The sequence below is a fragment of the Streptomyces sp. NPDC033131 genome (genome assembly GCF_055578365.1).
The window spans coordinates 14,982-30,951 of the sequence record NZ_JBVIPA010000023.1 but is presented as its reverse complement, the minus strand read 5'-3'; the positions used below and the strand labels follow the sequence as shown (position 1 = coordinate 30,951).

General features: G+C 68.0%; 16 protein-coding genes and 1 tRNA gene. 9 read left to right on the top strand and 8 right to left on the bottom strand.

Annotated elements, in window-relative coordinates; all coding sequences use genetic code 11:
• Positions 1 to 130: 130 nt before the first annotated feature.
• The gene (locus tag ACZ5XS_RS26800; protein ID WP_145868300.1) at positions 131 to 679 is read right to left on the bottom strand and encodes a helix-turn-helix domain-containing protein; all 549 of its coding nucleotides are present in this window, start codon (positions 677 to 679) and stop codon (positions 131 to 133) included.
• A gap of 183 nt (positions 680 to 862) precedes the next feature.
• Between ACZ5XS_RS26800 and ACZ5XS_RS26795 the strand changes: the two genes are divergently transcribed.
• Positions 863 to 935, top strand: a tRNA-Ala gene (locus ACZ5XS_RS26795).
• Positions 936 to 1,114: 179 nt separating this feature from the next.
• On the opposite strand, the gene ACZ5XS_RS26790 is transcribed toward ACZ5XS_RS26795, so the two are convergent.
• Positions 1,115 to 1,828: a DUF5324 family protein gene (locus ACZ5XS_RS26790; protein ID WP_468655438.1), complete on the bottom strand. Its 714-nt coding sequence runs from the start codon at positions 1,826 to 1,828 to the stop codon at positions 1,115 to 1,117.
• Between the two features lie 364 nt (positions 1,829 to 2,192).
• Between ACZ5XS_RS26790 and ACZ5XS_RS26785 the strand changes: the two genes are divergently transcribed.
• Both ACZ5XS_RS26785 and ACZ5XS_RS26780 read left to right on the top strand, forming a co-directional pair.
• Positions 2,193 to 2,726 (top strand): peptidylprolyl isomerase, encoded by a 534-nt coding sequence (locus ACZ5XS_RS26785; RefSeq protein WP_468655436.1) that lies wholly within the window; start codon positions 2,193 to 2,195, stop codon positions 2,724 to 2,726.
• Between the two features lie 100 nt (positions 2,727 to 2,826).
• A complete protein-coding gene (locus ACZ5XS_RS26780) occupies positions 2,827 to 3,714 on the top strand; it encodes a rhomboid family intramembrane serine protease (protein ID WP_468655434.1) in 888 nt (295 codons plus the stop codon).
• A gap of 264 nt (positions 3,715 to 3,978) precedes the next feature.
• Here the strand turns inward: ACZ5XS_RS26780 and crgA are convergent, their stop codons facing one another.
• Entirely contained in the window at positions 3,979 to 4,233 is a 255-nt protein-coding gene (gene crgA, locus ACZ5XS_RS26775; protein WP_468655432.1) for a cell division protein CrgA, read from the bottom strand.
• Positions 4,234 to 4,373: 140 nt separating this feature from the next.
• Here crgA and ACZ5XS_RS26770 point away from each other — a divergent pair, with 140 nt between their 5' ends.
• The 6 genes from ACZ5XS_RS26770 to ACZ5XS_RS26745 are packed head-to-tail and all read left to right on the top strand — an operon-like array spanning position 4,374 to position 8,562.
• Positions 4,374 to 5,153: a DUF881 domain-containing protein gene (locus ACZ5XS_RS26770; RefSeq protein WP_217243030.1), complete on the top strand. Its 780-nt coding sequence runs from the start codon at positions 4,374 to 4,376 to the stop codon at positions 5,151 to 5,153.
• A gap of 28 nt (positions 5,154 to 5,181) precedes the next feature.
• On the top strand, positions 5,182 to 5,868 hold the full coding sequence (locus tag ACZ5XS_RS26765; RefSeq protein ID WP_468655430.1) for a class E sortase: 687 nt from the start codon (positions 5,182 to 5,184) through the stop codon (positions 5,866 to 5,868).
• A gap of 52 nt (positions 5,869 to 5,920) precedes the next feature.
• Positions 5,921 to 6,082 carry a hypothetical protein gene (locus ACZ5XS_RS26760; protein WP_217243028.1) on the top strand — a complete coding sequence of 54 codons (162 nt, stop codon included), beginning with the start codon at positions 5,921 to 5,923 and terminating at the stop codon, positions 6,080 to 6,082.
• Positions 6,079 to 6,717 carry an aminodeoxychorismate/anthranilate synthase component II gene (locus ACZ5XS_RS26755; RefSeq protein WP_468655428.1) on the top strand — a complete coding sequence of 213 codons (639 nt, stop codon included), beginning with the start codon at positions 6,079 to 6,081 and terminating at the stop codon, positions 6,715 to 6,717. Before ACZ5XS_RS26760 ends, ACZ5XS_RS26755 begins: the two co-directional genes overlap by 4 nt.
• A complete protein-coding gene (locus tag ACZ5XS_RS26750; RefSeq protein WP_468655426.1) occupies positions 6,714 to 7,796 on the top strand; it encodes a class E sortase in 1,083 nt (360 codons plus the stop codon). Before ACZ5XS_RS26755 ends, ACZ5XS_RS26750 begins: the two co-directional genes overlap by 4 nt.
• A 13-nt stretch (positions 7,797 to 7,809) precedes the next feature.
• Positions 7,810 to 8,562 carry a class E sortase gene (locus ACZ5XS_RS26745; protein ID WP_468655424.1) on the top strand — a complete coding sequence of 251 codons (753 nt, stop codon included), beginning with the start codon at positions 7,810 to 7,812 and terminating at the stop codon, positions 8,560 to 8,562.
• An 85-nt stretch (positions 8,563 to 8,647) separates the two neighbouring features.
• On the opposite strand, the gene pknB is transcribed toward ACZ5XS_RS26745, so the two are convergent.
• The 5 genes from pknB to ACZ5XS_RS26720 form a co-directional block, all read right to left on the bottom strand.
• On the bottom strand, positions 8,648 to 10,669 hold the full coding sequence (gene pknB, locus ACZ5XS_RS26740; RefSeq protein WP_468655422.1) for a Stk1 family PASTA domain-containing Ser/Thr kinase: 2,022 nt from the start codon (positions 10,667 to 10,669) through the stop codon (positions 8,648 to 8,650).
• Between the two features lie 170 nt (positions 10,670 to 10,839).
• Positions 10,840 to 12,321 (bottom strand): peptidoglycan D,D-transpeptidase FtsI family protein, encoded by a 1,482-nt coding sequence (locus ACZ5XS_RS26735; protein ID WP_468655420.1) that lies wholly within the window; start codon positions 12,319 to 12,321, stop codon positions 10,840 to 10,842.
• A complete protein-coding gene (locus ACZ5XS_RS26730) occupies positions 12,318 to 13,760 on the bottom strand; it encodes an FtsW/RodA/SpoVE family cell cycle protein (RefSeq protein WP_217243022.1) in 1,443 nt (480 codons plus the stop codon). Before ACZ5XS_RS26730 ends, ACZ5XS_RS26735 begins: the two co-directional genes overlap by 4 nt.
• Positions 13,761 to 13,787: 27 nt before the next feature.
• Positions 13,788 to 15,347, bottom strand: a complete 1,560-nt coding sequence (locus ACZ5XS_RS26725; protein WP_468655600.1) for a Stp1/IreP family PP2C-type Ser/Thr phosphatase — start codon at positions 15,345 to 15,347, stop codon at positions 13,788 to 13,790.
• A 98-nt stretch (positions 15,348 to 15,445) separates the two neighbouring features.
• Entirely contained in the window at positions 15,446 to 15,961 is a 516-nt protein-coding gene (locus tag ACZ5XS_RS26720) for an FHA domain-containing protein FhaB/FipA (RefSeq protein ID WP_217243021.1), read from the bottom strand.
• Between the last annotated feature and the right edge of the window lie 9 nt (positions 15,962 to 15,970).

The window sequence follows — 15,970 nt, the reverse complement described above, 5'->3', positions numbered from 1 at the left end:
CCCTCTCGCGTCCTCGCCGGTGTGGGACACACCCCCGCGTGTCCCTCCCGGCGAGGAACGCGACCCCCTCGCGTTCCTCCTCGGCCGTCGGCCCGGCTGCCGAACCCCCTCCGGTAACCGGGCCGCGGGTTCAGCTCTGGTGGGACTGGTAGTGCGTGACCGCGTCGGAGGTGCGGCCCGCCCCGTACACCCGGAGGAACTCTGCCAGTTCCGGGTGGGTGGGGGCGAGAGTGTCGGCCGCCTCGATGATGTCTCCCGCGGCCGCCACCGAGCGCAGCAGCGACTGGATCTCGCGGACCACCCGCTTGACCGTGGGCGCTCCCGAACTGCTCGTCGTCTGTGTGGTGTTGCTGAGCACCGAACCCCCCTGCGACTTCTTGATCTCCTCCATGCGTTCGGTCGCCTCGGCCGCGCTGACGCTGCCGTCCGCGACCTGACCCGCCAGGTCCTGGAGCAGTTGCACCCGCTGTACCACGGCAGGATTGCCGATCTTCGCCCGCTGACCGCTCATCAGCTGCGACAGCATCGGCGCGGACAGTCCCAGCACCCCCGCGAGACGAGCCTGGTTGAGACCAAGATCGTCTATGAGCTTACGGAAGAGCGCCCCCAGCGGCTCCCCATACCAGTTCCGCTGCAGTTCCCGCGCTCTTGCGGTGGCTTCCTGCTGTGCGGCGTCCATTGCGTCTCCCCATCGCTTCCCCAAAAAACGGTGGTTCGCTGTAGCGAACCACGCGGAGCATCTTACGGAGAGTGGTCGTCCACGGGGACCCCCAATCTTTTTGCGAGATCCGGGGGGTGACCCGGTACTCTGGTCTGCGTCGCCCCCCGGTACGCGGTTCTTCCGGGCGGTCGGCCATCTTCCGGGGCCTTAGCTCAGTTGGTAGAGCGCTGTCTTTGCATGGCAGATGTCAGGGGTTCGACTCCCCTAGGCTCCACAAGAGAAACGCCCTCCGAACTGCGGAAACGCAGTTCGGAGGGCGTTTTTTCGTGACGGGACCACGTCTGGGGCACCAGCGGGCGGCGTTTCACGTGAAACACGCGCAGCCGGGGGCGCAGGTACAGACCGCAGTGGGGCGGAAGACGCATGGTCTTCCGCCCCACACCAATATCTGGCTCAGCCGCGTTCGTCGCGGTGTGCAGCCTCCTCCTCGGCCTGCTTGGCCTGCACCTCCGGGTCGAGTACGGCCTGGCCGCTGCCGTCGACCGAGGTCAGACGGCTCGACTCCGGTACCTCAGTGGCGGCGGGCGGCTCGACCAGCCAGTCCGGGTTGGCCTGCTTGTCCCACCACTTCCATGCGGCGAAGGCTCCGCCGGCGACGAGGCCCGCCACCGCCAGCGCCTTGGCGAGGCGACCGGCCCGCGCCCGCCGCTCGTGCTTGCGGACAAGCTTGTGGATGTCCTTCGGCGAGACCTGGCCGCGGAGCGCCGCCAACGCGGCCACGCTACGGGCTGCGGCCTCGTCGCGGACGGGGCCCGTCACGGCCACCGCCTGCTCGATCCTCGGCCGGGAATAGTCGGCGGCCTGCTTGGCCGCCTTACGGGTGCGGGTCGCGGCCTCGTGGGCGGCATGGTCGACCTTCGGCGGGACATGTGCGAGAGCCTGCGAACGGGCGGACTCCAGACGCGGCGCGAGATGGGCGTCGTACTGGACACGAGCCTGTTCGGCGGCCTGCGACACCTTCGGCGCGAGCCGTACGCGTGCCTCTTGCGCGTAGTGCGAGGCCCTGTCCTTGGCCGTGTCGGCGTAGGGCGCCACCACTTCCGCGGCGTGCAGCACGCTGTCCTTCGCCGAGCCGGTCGCGGCGCGCACGCTGTCGATGCGGGTCACGGGTTCCTCCTCCTCGGTGGCGTACGGTATTTCGACTTTCCACCCTTTTACGGATCATGCCTGTCAGCGAGCTCTTAGGCATGTGCAGGGCGGGCATCCGGGTCACAGCCACGGACTCCGGAGCATCTGCGATCAAGCACTGCTCGAGAACTGATCACGTGCAATAGCGGATGAATACAGGGCAACGGGAGCTTGTCGTCGACAATGCCACGGATCGCCGCGCAGCGCCCCCGCCCCGTGACCACTCGACCGGATTTCTGTCCGCGAAACCTCCGAACACCCGGCCCCGGGCGGGTGCCGGACGACGCAGGGCAGGAACCGTGCAAGGATCGGAAGGGCACAGAAGAACAACGGAAGGCAGATCGTGGCCGAGCAGCTTTACGCCACCCTGAAGACGAACCACGGCGACATCGAAGTCCGGCTTCTGCCGAACCACGCCCCCAAGACGGTCCGCAACTTCGTCGAGCTCGCCCAGGGTGAGCGCGAGTGGACCCACCCCGCCACCGGCGAGAAGTCCACGAAGAAGCTCTATGACGGCACGATCTTCCACCGTGTCATCAGCGGCTTCATGATCCAGGGCGGCGACCCGCTCGGCACCGGCATCGGTGGGCCGGGCTACGAGTTCGAGGACGAGTTCCACCCCGATCTCTCCTTCAACAAGCCGTACCTGCTGGCCATGGCCAACGCCGGCCCGGGTACCAACGGCTCGCAGTTCTTCGTCACCGTCTCCCCGACGGCCTGGCTCAACCGCAAGCACACCATCTTCGGTGAGATCACCGACCCGGCCAGCCAGAAGGTCGTCGACGCCATCGCCGCCGTCCCGACGACCCGCCCCAACGACCGGCCGGTCAACGACATCGTCATCGAGTCGGTCGTCATCGAGACCCGCGAAGGCTGAGACGAGACCTCTCTCCGGCCTGCGCGAAGGGAACCAATCGCCCCGCTCGTCCGTAAGGATGTGCGGGGCGGTGTATGTGTACGACGACTTAGGGGATGCCATGGACCAGGCGGCAAGCAGCTCGCAGGGCGCCCAGAGCCTGCCCGGCTGCTACCGGCACCCGGACCGCGAGACGGGTATTCGCTGTATCCGCTGCGAACGGCCCATCTGCCCCGAGTGCATGGTCAGCGCCTCCGTCGGCTTCCAGTGCCCCGACTGCGTCCGCGGCGGCTCCGGCACCGGCCACGCCCCCACCGCCACCCAGCCGCGCACCATCGCCGGCGGCACGATCGTGGCCGACCCCCGCCTGCTCACCAAGATCCTGGTCGGCATCAACGTCGCGGTGTTCATCGCGGTCCAGGCCCGGTCTGCCCTGCTGAGCGACCTGGTCCTCATCGGTGCCTGGCCGCCCGCCCCCTTCGAGCCCACCGAAGGCGTCGCCGGCGGCGAGTGGTACCGCCTGGTCACCTCGATGTTCACGCACAACGAGGTATGGCACATCGGCTTCAACATGCTCAGCCTGTGGTTCCTGGGCGGCCCCCTCGAAGCCGCCCTCGGCAGAGCCCGCTACCTCGCCGTCTACTTCGTCTCGGGCCTCGCCGGCAGCGCACTGGCGTATCTGCTCTCCTCGCCGACGACGGCCACCCTCGGCGCCTCCGGGGCCATCTTCGGCCTCTTCGGCGCCACCGCCGTTCTCATGCGCCGCCAGAACTACGACCTGCGGCCGATCATCGCCCTCCTGGTGATCAACCTCATCTTCACGTTCAACCCCGGATTCAACATCTCCTGGCAGGCGCACATCGGCGGCCTGGTGGCCGGCCTCATCACCGGCTACGCCATGGTCCACGCGCCGCGCGAGCGCCGAGCCCTGATCCAGTACGGCACCTGCGCGCTGGTACTGGCCGCAGTCGTGGTCATGACAATCCTGAGGACCGCACAGCTCAGTTGAAGCGTGCGTTCCCGCAGCTGAGCGGCCGTTGTCCACAGCGAGTGGCGAGTCCTGTGCATACCGTGCGGGAACAGCTGTGCCCCCTGTCGCTGACCCGAGTTTCCGCAGGTCAGGCAGGGGGCGAACAGGGTTTCGGTTACCGGTGTGTCAGTCGTACCGGCGTCAACCCCCGATGGGTTATCCACAGATCGTCGTCTTTTCCCCAGCGAGCTGTGGAAATTTGCGCAGGGCTGTGGATAACTCAGCGGATACCCCTGGGCAGAGCTACTTCCACTGTGTGGAAACACCGAATCCGGCGGCGATGAAGCCGAAGCCCACCACGATGTTCCAGTTGGCCAGCGAGTCGATCGGCAGCGAACCGTCGGTCACATAGAAGACGACGATCCAGGCCAGGCCGATGAGGAACATGGCCAGCATCACGGGTGCGACCCACGAGCGGCTGTTCAGCTTGATGGTGGTCGCCTGCTTCGCCGGGGGCGGCGTGTAGTCGGCCTTCTTGCGGATACGTGACTTCGGCACGAGGGTCTCTCCTGTCGATGCGCTGTGGCCGCGCAGGGAACTGGGGCGGGCTCCGGGGCAGCGTACAAGGGGACACTTAGTGCTCCCCCGGGCGTCCGTTAGCGTAGTGCTTCCGCGCCGCCGAAGGAGATAAGGGTACGTTGAGCAATTCTGCCGACTTTCCCGGGACGGGATCCAGTCCAGCCGGCCGGCGACGTTTCCGGCCCGTGCGGGTGCTGACGGCGGCCGTCTTCGCTCTCGCGGGGCTCATCTTCTTCACGAGCTTCGACACGGCCAAGGGCACCAACATCCGGACGGACGCCTCCTTGCTGAAGCTGTCCGACCTCATCCATGAGCGCAGCCGCAAGAACGGCGAGCTGGACGAGTCCAACGGTGTCCTGCGCCGCGACATCGATTCGCTCGCCGAGCGCGACGACGGCAGCACCAAGGCCGAGGACGACAAGCTCGCGGCCCTGGAAAAGAACGCGGGCACGCAGAAGCTCTCGGGCAAGGCGGTCTCGGTCACGCTCAACGACGCCCCGCCCAACGCGACAGCCAAGCTCCCCGGCTATCCCGAGCCGCAGCCCGACTACCTGGTCATCCACCAGCAGGACCTCCAGGCCGTGGTGAACGCCCTGTGGCGGGGCGGGGCCAAGGGCATCAAGGTCATGGACCAGCGGCTGATCTCGACCAGCGCCGTGCGCTGCGTGGGCAACACGCTGATCCTCCAGGGCCGGGTCTACTCACCGCCGTACAAGATCACGGCGGTCGGGGACCCGGACGCGCTGCAGAAGGCGCTGGCGGAGAGCCCGGCGATCCAGAACTACATGGTGTACGTCAACGTCTACGGGCTCGGATGGAAAGTCGAAGAGGACGGGGCGGTGACTCTGCCCGGCTACTCGGGCACAGTGGATCTGCAGTACGCGAAGCCCGTGGAGTGACTCCCGAGTAGGCCCCCAGGAGCTGCCGGTGCGCGTCGTGATCAGGACCGTCAGTGAGGTGTGCGTCACCGTCGGCGCTCTGATAGTCCTGTTCGTCGCCTATGTACTGTTCTGGACAGGTGTGCAGGCCGACGATGTCATGGGCGACCAGATCGACCGGTTGCACGAGCAGTGGTCACAGGAGCCCGTGCGGCCCACGGCGACGGCGGGTGGTTCCCAGAGTCCGCCCGAGCCGGCGGCGTACGCGGCGGGGCAGCCCTTCGCGATCATGTACATTCCGCGGCTTGGTTTCACGTGGAACAAGCCCGTGCTGGAGAACACCGCGACCAAGACCCTGAAGAAGGGCCTCGGGCACTACGTGGGGACCGCGCAGCTCGGACAGCGGGGCAACTTCGCGGTCGCCGGACACCGGCGGACGTACGGCGATCCCTTCAAGGACTTTCCGAGGCTGCGACGGGGTGACGCGGTGGTGCTGACGGACGGGACGACCTGGTTCACGTATCGGATCGACAAAGGCCCCTACAAAACCGTGCCCTCGGACGTCGAGGTGATCGACCCCGTGCCACGTAAGTCGGGGTATACGCGTCCGGGCCGCTACCTCACCCTGACCACGTGCGATCCGGAGTGGGGGCACAGCCACCGGCTGATCGTCTGGGCGCACCTGGACTCCACACAGCCTGTGGAGGCAGGGAAACCACCGGCCCTGCGCCGTTAGTCTGGTGCGGTACGGCGTGAGTCTGGTGCCGTGGTGCGACAGAAGGGACGGCATGTACAGCTTTATCTGGCGGCATCTGCCGGGGAACGCCTGGCTGAAGGCGCTCATCTCACTCGTGCTGGTCGTTGCTGTGGTCTACGTCCTCTTCCAGTACGTCTTCCCGTGGGCCGAACCGCTGCTGCCCTTCAACGATGTGACGGTGGACAACCAGTGAGCGCGCGGATTCTCGTCGTCGACAACTACGACAGCTTCGTCTTCAACCTGGTCCAGTACCTGTACCAGCTGGGCGCCGAGTGCGAGGTGCTGCGCAACGACCAGGTGTCGACGGCGCACGCCCAGGACGGCTTCGACGGCGTACTGCTGTCGCCGGGCCCCGGGACGCCCGAGGAGGCCGGGATCTGCGTCGACATGGTGCGCCACTGCGCGTCGACCGGCGTGCCCGTCTTCGGCGTGTGCCTGGGCATGCAGTCGATGCAGGTGGCGTACGGCGGTGTCGTGAACCGTGCGCCCGAGCTGCTGCACGGCAAGACCTCGCTGGTCGAGCACGAGGGCGGCGGCGTCTTCGCCGGGCTGCCGACGCCCTTCACGGCGACCCGGTACCACTCGCTGGCCGCCGAGCCGGCCACGGTCCCGGCCGAGCTGGAGGTCACGGCCCGTACCCACGACGGCATCATCATGGGGCTGCGCCACCGGGAGCTGCCCGTCGAGGGGGTTCAGTTCCACCCCGAGTCGGTGCTGACGGAGCACGGGCACCGGATGCTGGCCAACTGGCTGCTTGAGTGCGGGGACCAGGGCGCGGTGGCGAGGTCGGCGGGGCTCGCCCCGGTGGTGGGCAGGGCCACGGCGTGACCGCGCTGCGCCCCGAGCGCGAGGACTCGTACGGAGGGGCGCCGTACGAGTCGTACGACTCGGTGCCGTACGAACCGCCCATCGGCAACGCGGTGCCGTACGAACCGCCTCTGAGCAACGAGATGCCCTACGCACCGCCCCTCGACGACGAGACGGTGGCGCTGCGGATACCCGAGCCGCCGACGGGCCCGGTCGGCGGCGAGTCCATAGCCGCTTCTGGAGCCTCAGCCGCCTCGCCTGCCACAGGATCCCCCGCCGGTGGGCGTGCGGCCCGGAGAAGGGCAGCCAAGGGGCGTCGTGGGCGTCATGGGGGCGCTCCTGAGACGTCTGCGGGGTCGCCGGAGTCTTCCGACGAGGGCAGGCCGCTCTCCCGGGTGGAGGCACGGCAGCGGGCACGGGCGAGCAAACCCGGTCCGGCCGTCGTCGCGAGCCGGGCGATCGGTGAGGTGTTCATCACCACCGGCGTCCTCATGCTGCTGTTCGTCACCTACCAGCTGTGGTGGACGAACGTCCGGGCGCATGCGCAGGCGGACAAGGCGGCGAGCAGCCTCCAGGACGACTGGGCGAACGGCAAGCGCAACCCCGGGGCGTTCTCGCCGGGGCAGGGCTTCGCCATGCTGCACATCCCGAAGCTGGACGTGGTGGTGCCGATCGCGGAGGGCATCAGCAACAAGAAGGTGCTGGACCGGGGCATGGTCGGCCACTACGGCGAGGATCCGCTGAAGACGGCGATGCCCGACGCGAAGACCGGCAACTTCGGGCTGGCGGGCCACCGCAACACCCACGGCGAGCCGTTCCGGTACATCAACAGGCTCCAGCGGGGCGACGCGATCGTGGTGGAGACGCAGGACAAGTACTTCGTCTACAAGATGGAGTCGATCCTGCCGGTGACGTCGCCTAGCAACATCAGCGTGCTGGATCCCATTCCCCCGGGGTCGGGGTTCACGACGGCGGGTCGCTACATCACCCTCACCACGTGCACCCCGGAGTTCACCAGCAAGTACCGGTTGATCGTCTGGGGCAAGATGGTCGAGGAACGGTCGCGCAGCAAGGGCAAGCCGGATGCGCTCGTCGAGTAAGGGCAGATGACAAGTGGCAGCGACCACCGACGGCACCGCAGAACAGACCGGCACGTCCGGACCCGCGCCCGCACCGCGTCGCCGCGGCATGGGCCGGATCGCCCTGGCGGTCAGTCTCTTCGGCGAACTCCTCATCACCGCGGGCCTGGTCCTCGGACTCTTCGTCGTCTACTCGCTGTGGTGGACGAACGTCCTCGCCGACCGCAAGGCGGACCAGCAGGGCGACAAGGTCCGCGACAACTGGGCCGCGCAGCAGGACGCCGGTCGCGGCGCCTTCAGCCCCGGGGCCGGCATCGGTTTCCTGCACGTGCCCGCGATGAAGAACGGTGAGGTCCTGGTCGAGAAGGGCACGTCGTCGAAGATCCTCAACGACGGCGTCGCCGGCTACTACACCGACCCGGTCAAGTCCGCGCTCCCCACCACCGGCAAGAAGGGCAACTTCAGCCTCGCCGCCCACCGCGACGGCCACGGCGCGAAGTTCCACAACATCGACAAGCTCAAGAAGGGCGACCCGATCGTCTTCGAGACGAAGGACAAGTGGTACGTCTACAAGGTCTACGCGGTCCTTCCCGAGACCTCGAAGTACAACGTCAAGGTCCTGTCGGCGGTCCCCAAGGAGTCCGGCAAGAAGAAGGCGGGCCACTACATCACCCTGACGACCTGCACGCCGGTGTTCACGTCCACGTACCGGTACGTCGTCTGGGGTGAGCTGGTGCGGGTGGACGCAGTGAACAAGCAGCGGACACCGCCCGCGGAACTGAGCTGAGACTCAAGCGTCCCAGCGCACGGCGAAGCCCCGGCACCCTCCCGAGGAGGGTGCCGGGGCTTCGTTGCGTACCGGGCGGAGGAGGTCAGTCCTCGGTGCGGGCCGCCGTTCCGGTGGCGCCGCCGAAGAAGCCGCCGTCGTCATTGCCGCCGTTGCCGTTGCCGCCGTTGTTGCCGACACCGATGGTCGTCAGGGTGATCTGGGTACCGGCGGGGTCGTCGACCTCGTTGCCCGGGCCCGGATCCTGCTGCTGCACGAACGCGGTGTCGCTCTGGTCGCTGCCGTTGGCGAACTGGATGTTCGTGAAGCCCGCCGCGTTGAGGATCTGCTTGGCCTCACCCACGGTCCGGCCGATGACGCTCGGGACCTGCGTCTTGTCCGCCGCCTTGCCGACCTGGATGTTGACCGACGAGTTCTTGTTGGCCGGAGTGCCGGCCTGCGGCGTGGTCTGGATGACCTTGCCGATCTGGTTGACGTCGTCGGTCTCGACCTCGGTGCAGTTGCCGACCAGGTCGTTGGCCGTCATCTGGGCCTTGGCCTCGTCACAGGACTTGCCGAGGACGTCCGGGACCGTGGCCTTCTCCTCGGCCTTGGCGATGGTGAGGGTGATCGTGGAGCCCTTCTCCACTTCCTCGCCCTTGACCGGGTCCTGGTCGAGGACGGAGCCCGGGTCGTCCGAGGACACCCGTGTCTCCGTCTTGATCGTGAACTCGTAGTCGTCGCCGGTGAGCTGGTCCTTGGCCTCGTCGAGGGTCAGGCCGATGACGCTCGGGACGGTGACCTTCGGGGCGCCGGTCGAGACGACCAGGTTGACGACGGTCTTCTTGTCGACCTTGGCCGGGGCTTTGGGGTCCTGGTCGCAGATATTGCCCTTGGTCTGCTCCTCGCAGGCCTTCGGCGTGACCGTCCCCACCACCAGGTCGCTGTTGGTCAACTGCTTCTTGGCGTCCGCTTCGCTCTGGCCGATGAGGGAGGGCACGGCCACCTGCTCGTTGCCCGCACTGCTGCCGTCGAAGATCCACTTGCCGATGAGGATCGCGCCGACCAGCACCAGGACACCGGCCACGACCAGGAGGATCGTCGAGGTGTTCGACTTGTTCTGGCGGCGCCGGTCGGGGCGGTCGTCGTAGCCGTAGCCGGCGTCGTCCGGATTCACGGGCGGGAGCATGGTCGTGGCGCCCGCGTCGGCGCGCAGGGCCGTCGTCGGCTGGTCGTCGGGGTAACCGCCGTAGCCCACGGAGCCCATCGCCGCGGTGGCCGCGACCGGCTGGCCGTCGAGGCAGGCCTCGATGTCGATGCGCATCTCGTCGGCGGACTGGTAGCGGTAGTTCGGGTCCTTGACCAGGGCCTTCAGGACGATGGCGTCCATCTCGGGCGTGAGCTCGGGGTCGAAGACGGACGGGGGCTGCGGCTCTTCCCGTACGTGCTGGTACGCGACCGCGACCGGTGAGTCGCCGACGAAGGGCGGGCGGACCGTCAGGAGCTCGTAGAGCAGACACCCCGTGGAGTACAGGTCGGACCGTGCGTCGACCTGCTCGCCCTTGGCCTGCTCCGGAGAGAGGTACTGGGCGGTGCCGATGACGGCGGACGTCTGCGTCATCGTCATGCCGGAGTCGCCCATGGCGCGGGCGATGCCGAAGTCCATCACCTTGACCTGGCCGTTGCGCGTCAGCATGACGTTGGCGGGCTTGATGTCGCGGTGGACGATGCCGGCCCGGTGCGAGTACTCCAGGGCCTGCAGGATGCCGATGGTCATCTCCAGCGTGCGCTCCGGCAGCAGCCTGCGGCCGCTGTGGAGAAGCTCACGGAGGGTGGAGCCGTCGACGTACTCCATGACGATGTACGGGATCGAGACCCCGTCGATGTAGTCCTCGCCCGTGTCGTAGACCGCGACGATCGCGGGATGGTTGAGCGAGGCGGCCGACTGGGCCTCCCGGCGGAACCGGGCCTGGAAGGACGGGTCGCGTGCGAGGTCCACGCGCAGCGTCTTCACCGCCACGGTGCGGCCGAGCCGGGTGTCATGTGCGAGGTAGACCTCCGCCATGCCACCACGGCCGAGCACGTGGCCCAGCTCGTACCGGCCGCCGAGGCGACGCGGCTCTTCCATAGCTTCCTACCAGCCCTCTCCGTCGGTCCCGACCGGCACATCAGTGCGGTCGGGTGGCTGCCGTCCGGGCCTACCGTACCCGGATGGCCGTGTGTGACCTGGCCAAGCCCGTCACCCGATACAGGACCGGTATCGCAACGTGCACCGATGTGAGGGGGACGTGATCGGGGTCACTGCTTGCTGTTGATGACCGCCTCCATCACGTTCTTCGCGATGGGCGCCGCGAGGCCACCGCCGGAGATGTCGTCACGGACGGCGCTGTCGTCCTCGACAACCACGGCCACGGCGACCGGCGAGCTGCCGTCGGCGAGCTTGGCGTACGAGAGGAACCAGGCGTACGGCTTCTCACTGTTGTCGACGCCGTGCTGGGCGGTACCGGTCTTGCCGCCCACGGTGATGTCGCCGCCGATCTGTGCGTTCTTGCCCGTGCCGTCCTTGACGACGGTCTCCATCATCGACTGGAGGATCTGGGCGTTCTTCGCCGACAGCGGCTGGCTCAGCTTCTCCGGCTCGGTCTTCTCGATGGGATCGAGGCTCGGAGCCTGGAGTTCGTCGACCATGTACGGCTTCATCAGCGCGCCGTCGTTGGCGATCGCCGAGGCGACCATGGCCATCTGCAGCGGGGTCGCGGCGGTGTTGAACTGGCCGATGGAGGACAGCGCGGTCTGCGACGGGTTCATGTCGTCGGAGAAGACCGACGCGCTGGAACGGATCGGCGTGAACTGCTCCTCGCCGAAGCCGAACTTCTTGGCCTCCGCGAGCATCTTGTCGTTGCCGAGGTCGGAACCGACCTTGCCGAAGACGGTGTTGCAGGAGTACTGGAGGGCGACCCGCAATGTGGCGTTCTTGCAGGGGATGTTGCCCTCGTTCGGCAGCACCGTCGTGGTGCCCGGCATCGTCCAGGGCAGCGGCGAGTCGGTCTTCTCGTCCGCCGAGGTGTACAGCTCGTTCTCCAGTGCCGCGGCGGCGGTGACGACCTTGAAGGTGGAGCCCGGCGGGTAGGTCTCGCGCAGGGCGCGGTTGAGCATCGGGTCCTGGTCGTTGTTCGCCTTCTGGAGCTTCTGCCACGCCTCGGTGTCGGTCGTCGTGGAGTTGCCGGCGAACGAGGAGGGGTCGTACGACGGGTAGGACGCCAGCGCCAGGATCGCGCCGGTGGACGGGTCGAGGGCCACGACGGCACCCTTGCCGCCCTGCTTCTTCAGGCCGTTGTACGCGGCCTTCTGCGCCGCGCCGTTGAGGGTGGTGACGACGTTGCCACCCTCCTTCTCGTCGCCCGTGAACATGTCGAGGGTGTTGCGGAAGAACAGCCGGTCGTCGTTGCCGGTGAGGATGCCGTCCTCGATGTTCTCCAGCTGGTTGGCCCCGAAGGCCTGCGAGGCGTACCCGGTGACGGGCGCCCACATGGGGCCGTTCGTGTAGGTGCGCTTGAACTTGAAGTCGCTGCCGGCCGTCTCCTTGGAGCCGGTGATCGGCTTGCCGTCGACGATGATGTCGCCGCGTGGCGTGGCGTACCGCTCGATGATGACGCGGCGGTTGTCCTTGTCGGACTTGAGCTCGTCGGCCTGGACGTACTGGATCCAGTTGTCGCGGATGAGCAGTGACAGGACGAGGAGTCCGCAGAAGATCGCGATCCGGCGCAGGGGCTTGTTCATGACGGGCGGACCACCTGGGTCATCTCGGCGTCGGGGCTGGGAGCGGGGGCGGGGGCCGGACGGCGTGCGGTGTCGCTGATGCGCAACAGGATGCCGATGAGGGCCCAGTTGGCGATGACGGACGAACCGCCGTAGGCCACGAACGGCAGGGTCATACCGGTCAGCGGGATGAGGCCCATGACACCGCCCGCCACGACGAAGACCTGGAGGGCGAAGGCGCCGGACAGGCCGATGGCGAGCAGCTTGCCGAACGGGTCGCGGGCCGCGAGCGCGGTGCGCACCCCGCGTTCCACGATCAGGCCGTAGAGCAGCAGGATCGCCATGACGCCGGCCAGGCCGAGTTCCTCGCCGAAGGTCGCGAGGATGAAGTCGGAGTTGGCGGCGAAGCCGATGAGGTCGGAGTTGCCCTGCCCGAGGCCGGTACCGAGCGTGCCGCCGGAGCCGAAGGCCCACAGGGCCTGCATGGCCTGCTCGGAGTGCACGATGCCGTCGCTGGCCCCGGAGCGACTGAGCTGGAACTCGCGCATCGGGTCGAGCCAGGCCTGCACACGTGTCTGGATGTGCGGCTCGAAGCTGGCCACGCCGACGGCGCCGACCGCGGACATCAGCAGACCGAAGACGATCCAGCTGGTCCGCTCGGTCGCGACGTACAGCATGATGATGAACATTCCGAAGAACAGCAGGGATGTTCCGAGGTCGGTCTCGAAGACCAGGATGAGGATCGAGATCACCCAGACGACGAGGATCGGACCGAGGTCGCGGCCGCGCGGCAGGTACAGGCCCATGAAGCGGCGGCTGGCCAGGGCCAGAGCGTCTCTCTTGACCATGAGATAGCCGGCGAAGAACACCGCGAGGGCGATCTTCGCGAACTCACCGGGCTGAAGCGTGCCGAGGCCGGGGATCTTGATCCAGATCTTGGCGCCGTAGATGTTCGCGCCGAGTCCGGGCACGAGCGGCAGGACCAGCAGGAACAGCGCGCCGGCCATGGAGATGTAGGTGTAGCGCTGCAGGACGCGGTGGTCCTTGAGGAAGATCAGCACGGCCACCAGCAGGGCGACGCCCATCGCGGAGTACAGCAGCTGGCGCGGTGCCGCAGCGGCGTAGTTACTGAGCCGCTTCGACTGGTCCAGCCGCCAGATGACGACCAGCCCGAGCCCGTTCAGCAGGGTCGCCAGCGGCAGCATCAGCGGGTCGGCGTACGGGGCGAACTTTCGTACGACGAGATGGCCGACGCCCGCGAGCAGGCCGAGTCCGAGGCCGTAGCCCAGCAGACCGGGCGGCACCTCGTCATTGATCGCCAGGCCCACGTTGGCGTAGGCGAACACCGGGATCACCACGGCGAACACCAGCAGCGCGAGCTCGGTGTTGCGGCGGCTCGGCGTGCCGATGGCACCGATCGTGGACGTGTGGTGCGTCGATGGGTTGGTAGAACTGCTCATCGTGTGACAGGGCCTCTCACGGCTCGGCTACTGCTTGTCGCACTGCGAGACGACCTTCTGCTCCTGGTCGGAGAGGCTGGGGCCGGGGGTGGGCGTGGGCGCAGTCGTGGACGGGGCGGGCGAGGTCGGCGCCGATGGATTCGGGCTCGGTGAGGCCTTGGACGACCAAGAGGCGGGAGTGGTTCCCGTGGTGCCGCCGGCCTCGCCTTCGCCGGTCTTGGCGTTGTTCTCGCTCTCGGCCTTCTGACGCGCGGCTTCCTTCTCGCACGCGGACGCCTGGACCGCCAGGGCGTTGATCTTCGTCTGGGCGTCCTTGAGACCGCCCTCGGTGATCGTCGCCTTGACCTGCTTCTGCATGTACGTCGGCAGGTACTTGAGTTCGATCTCGGGGTGGTCCTTGTGCACCTTGGACAGCGAGACCCAGGCGAGGTCCTGGCTGATGCCGCGGTACAGGGCGACGTGTTCGCCGTTGGCGCCGACGTAGTACTGCGTCTGCGTCCAGCGGTAACCGCCGTACAGGCCGCCGCCGACGACGGCCAGCGCGAGCGCGGTGTAGAAGGATCTCTTGAGCCACCTGCGGCCCTTGCGGTGCTTGACGAAGTCGTCGTCGCCGTAGTCGCCGAAGCCGGATGTGGAGATGTATCCGGTGGTGTCGCCGGAGCCGGGCGGGCCGAACTCGCCGCCGCCCTGTCCGGGGACCTGGCGGCCGAGACCGGAGGCGCGCCCGGCCGGGGTCTGCATGATGCCGTTGTCGTGCAGCTGGAGCTGGTTCTCGGCTACCGCGCCGACCACGACGGGGGTGTCGGAGAGCTGCCCGGCGAGGGTGTCCCCGGTGTCGAGGTCGAGGACGTCGGCGATGATGACCGTGATGTTGTCGGGGCCGCCGCCGCGCAGTGCGAGCTGGATCAGCTCCTGCACGGTCTCCTGGGGGCCCTGATAGCTGGCGAGGGTGTCCTCCAGCGTCTGGTGGGACACGACGCCGGACAGGCCGTCGGAGCAGATCAGGTAACGGTCGCCGGCGCGGACCTCACGGATGGACAGGTCGGGCTCGACGTGCTCGCCGCTGCCCAGCGCGCGCATCAGCAGGGAGCGCTGCGGGTGGGTGGTGGCCTCTTCCTCGGTGATACGGCCCTCGTCGACCAGGCGCTGCACCCACGTGTGGTCCTGTGTGATCTGTGTGAGGACGCCGTCGCGCAGCAGGTAGGCGCGCGAGTCGCCGACGTGCACGAGGCCCAGGCGCTGGCCGGTCCACAGCAGGGCGGTGAGCGTGGTGCCCATGCCCTCCAGCTGCGGGTCCTCCTCGACCATCGCGCGCAACTGGTCGTTGGCGCGCTGTACGGCGGTGCCGAGGGAGGTCAGGATGTCGGAGCCGGGCACGTCGTCGTCGAGGGCGACGATGGTGGAGATGGCCTCGGAGGAGGCGACCTCGCCGGCCGCCGCGCCGCCCATGCCGTCGGCGATGGCGAGCAGGCGCGGACCGGCGTATCCGGAGTCCTCGTTGCCCTCCCGGATCATGCCTTTGTGCGATCCGGCGGCGAAGCGCAGTGACAGACTCATGCGCACCTCGCCCGTCGGCTCCGGGTACATCCGCACGGTGCCCACCCTCCGGTCGGGAGCGCGCCGGGGCCCGGGGTGCCGGTCGCCGCTGCGTGCTCGCTCCGCTCGCGCTCATTCATGACGTGGCACTACTTCCGCAGCTCGATGACGGTCTTGCCGATGCGGAGGGGCGCGCCCGGCGCAATCGGTGTGGGAGTCGTCAGCCGCGTTCGGTCGAGGTACGTGCCGTTGGTGGAGCCCAGGTCCTCGACGATCCACTGGCCGTCGCGGTCCGGGTAGATCCTGGCATGGCGGCTGGACGCGTAGTCGTCGTCCAGCACGATGGTGCTGTCGTGCGCCCGGCCCAGGGTGATGGTCTGGCCCTGGAGCGCGACGGTGGTGCCGGTGAGTGTGCCCTCGGTCACCACCAGTTTGGTGGGTGCGTTACGACGCTGGCGGCCGCCGGCCGCCTGTTGGCGCTGTTGCGGAGGCGCGGCCTGTCGGGCGGCGGCCTGTTGCTGCCGCCCGCTCTCCCGGCGCGAACCGCGCTGGGTGACACGCGTACCGAACAGGTCGCTGCGGATGACCTGCACGGCCACGATCACGAACAGCCACAGTACGGCCAGGAAACCCAGCCGCATGACCGTGAGGGTCAGCTCTGACATTGCCCCCGC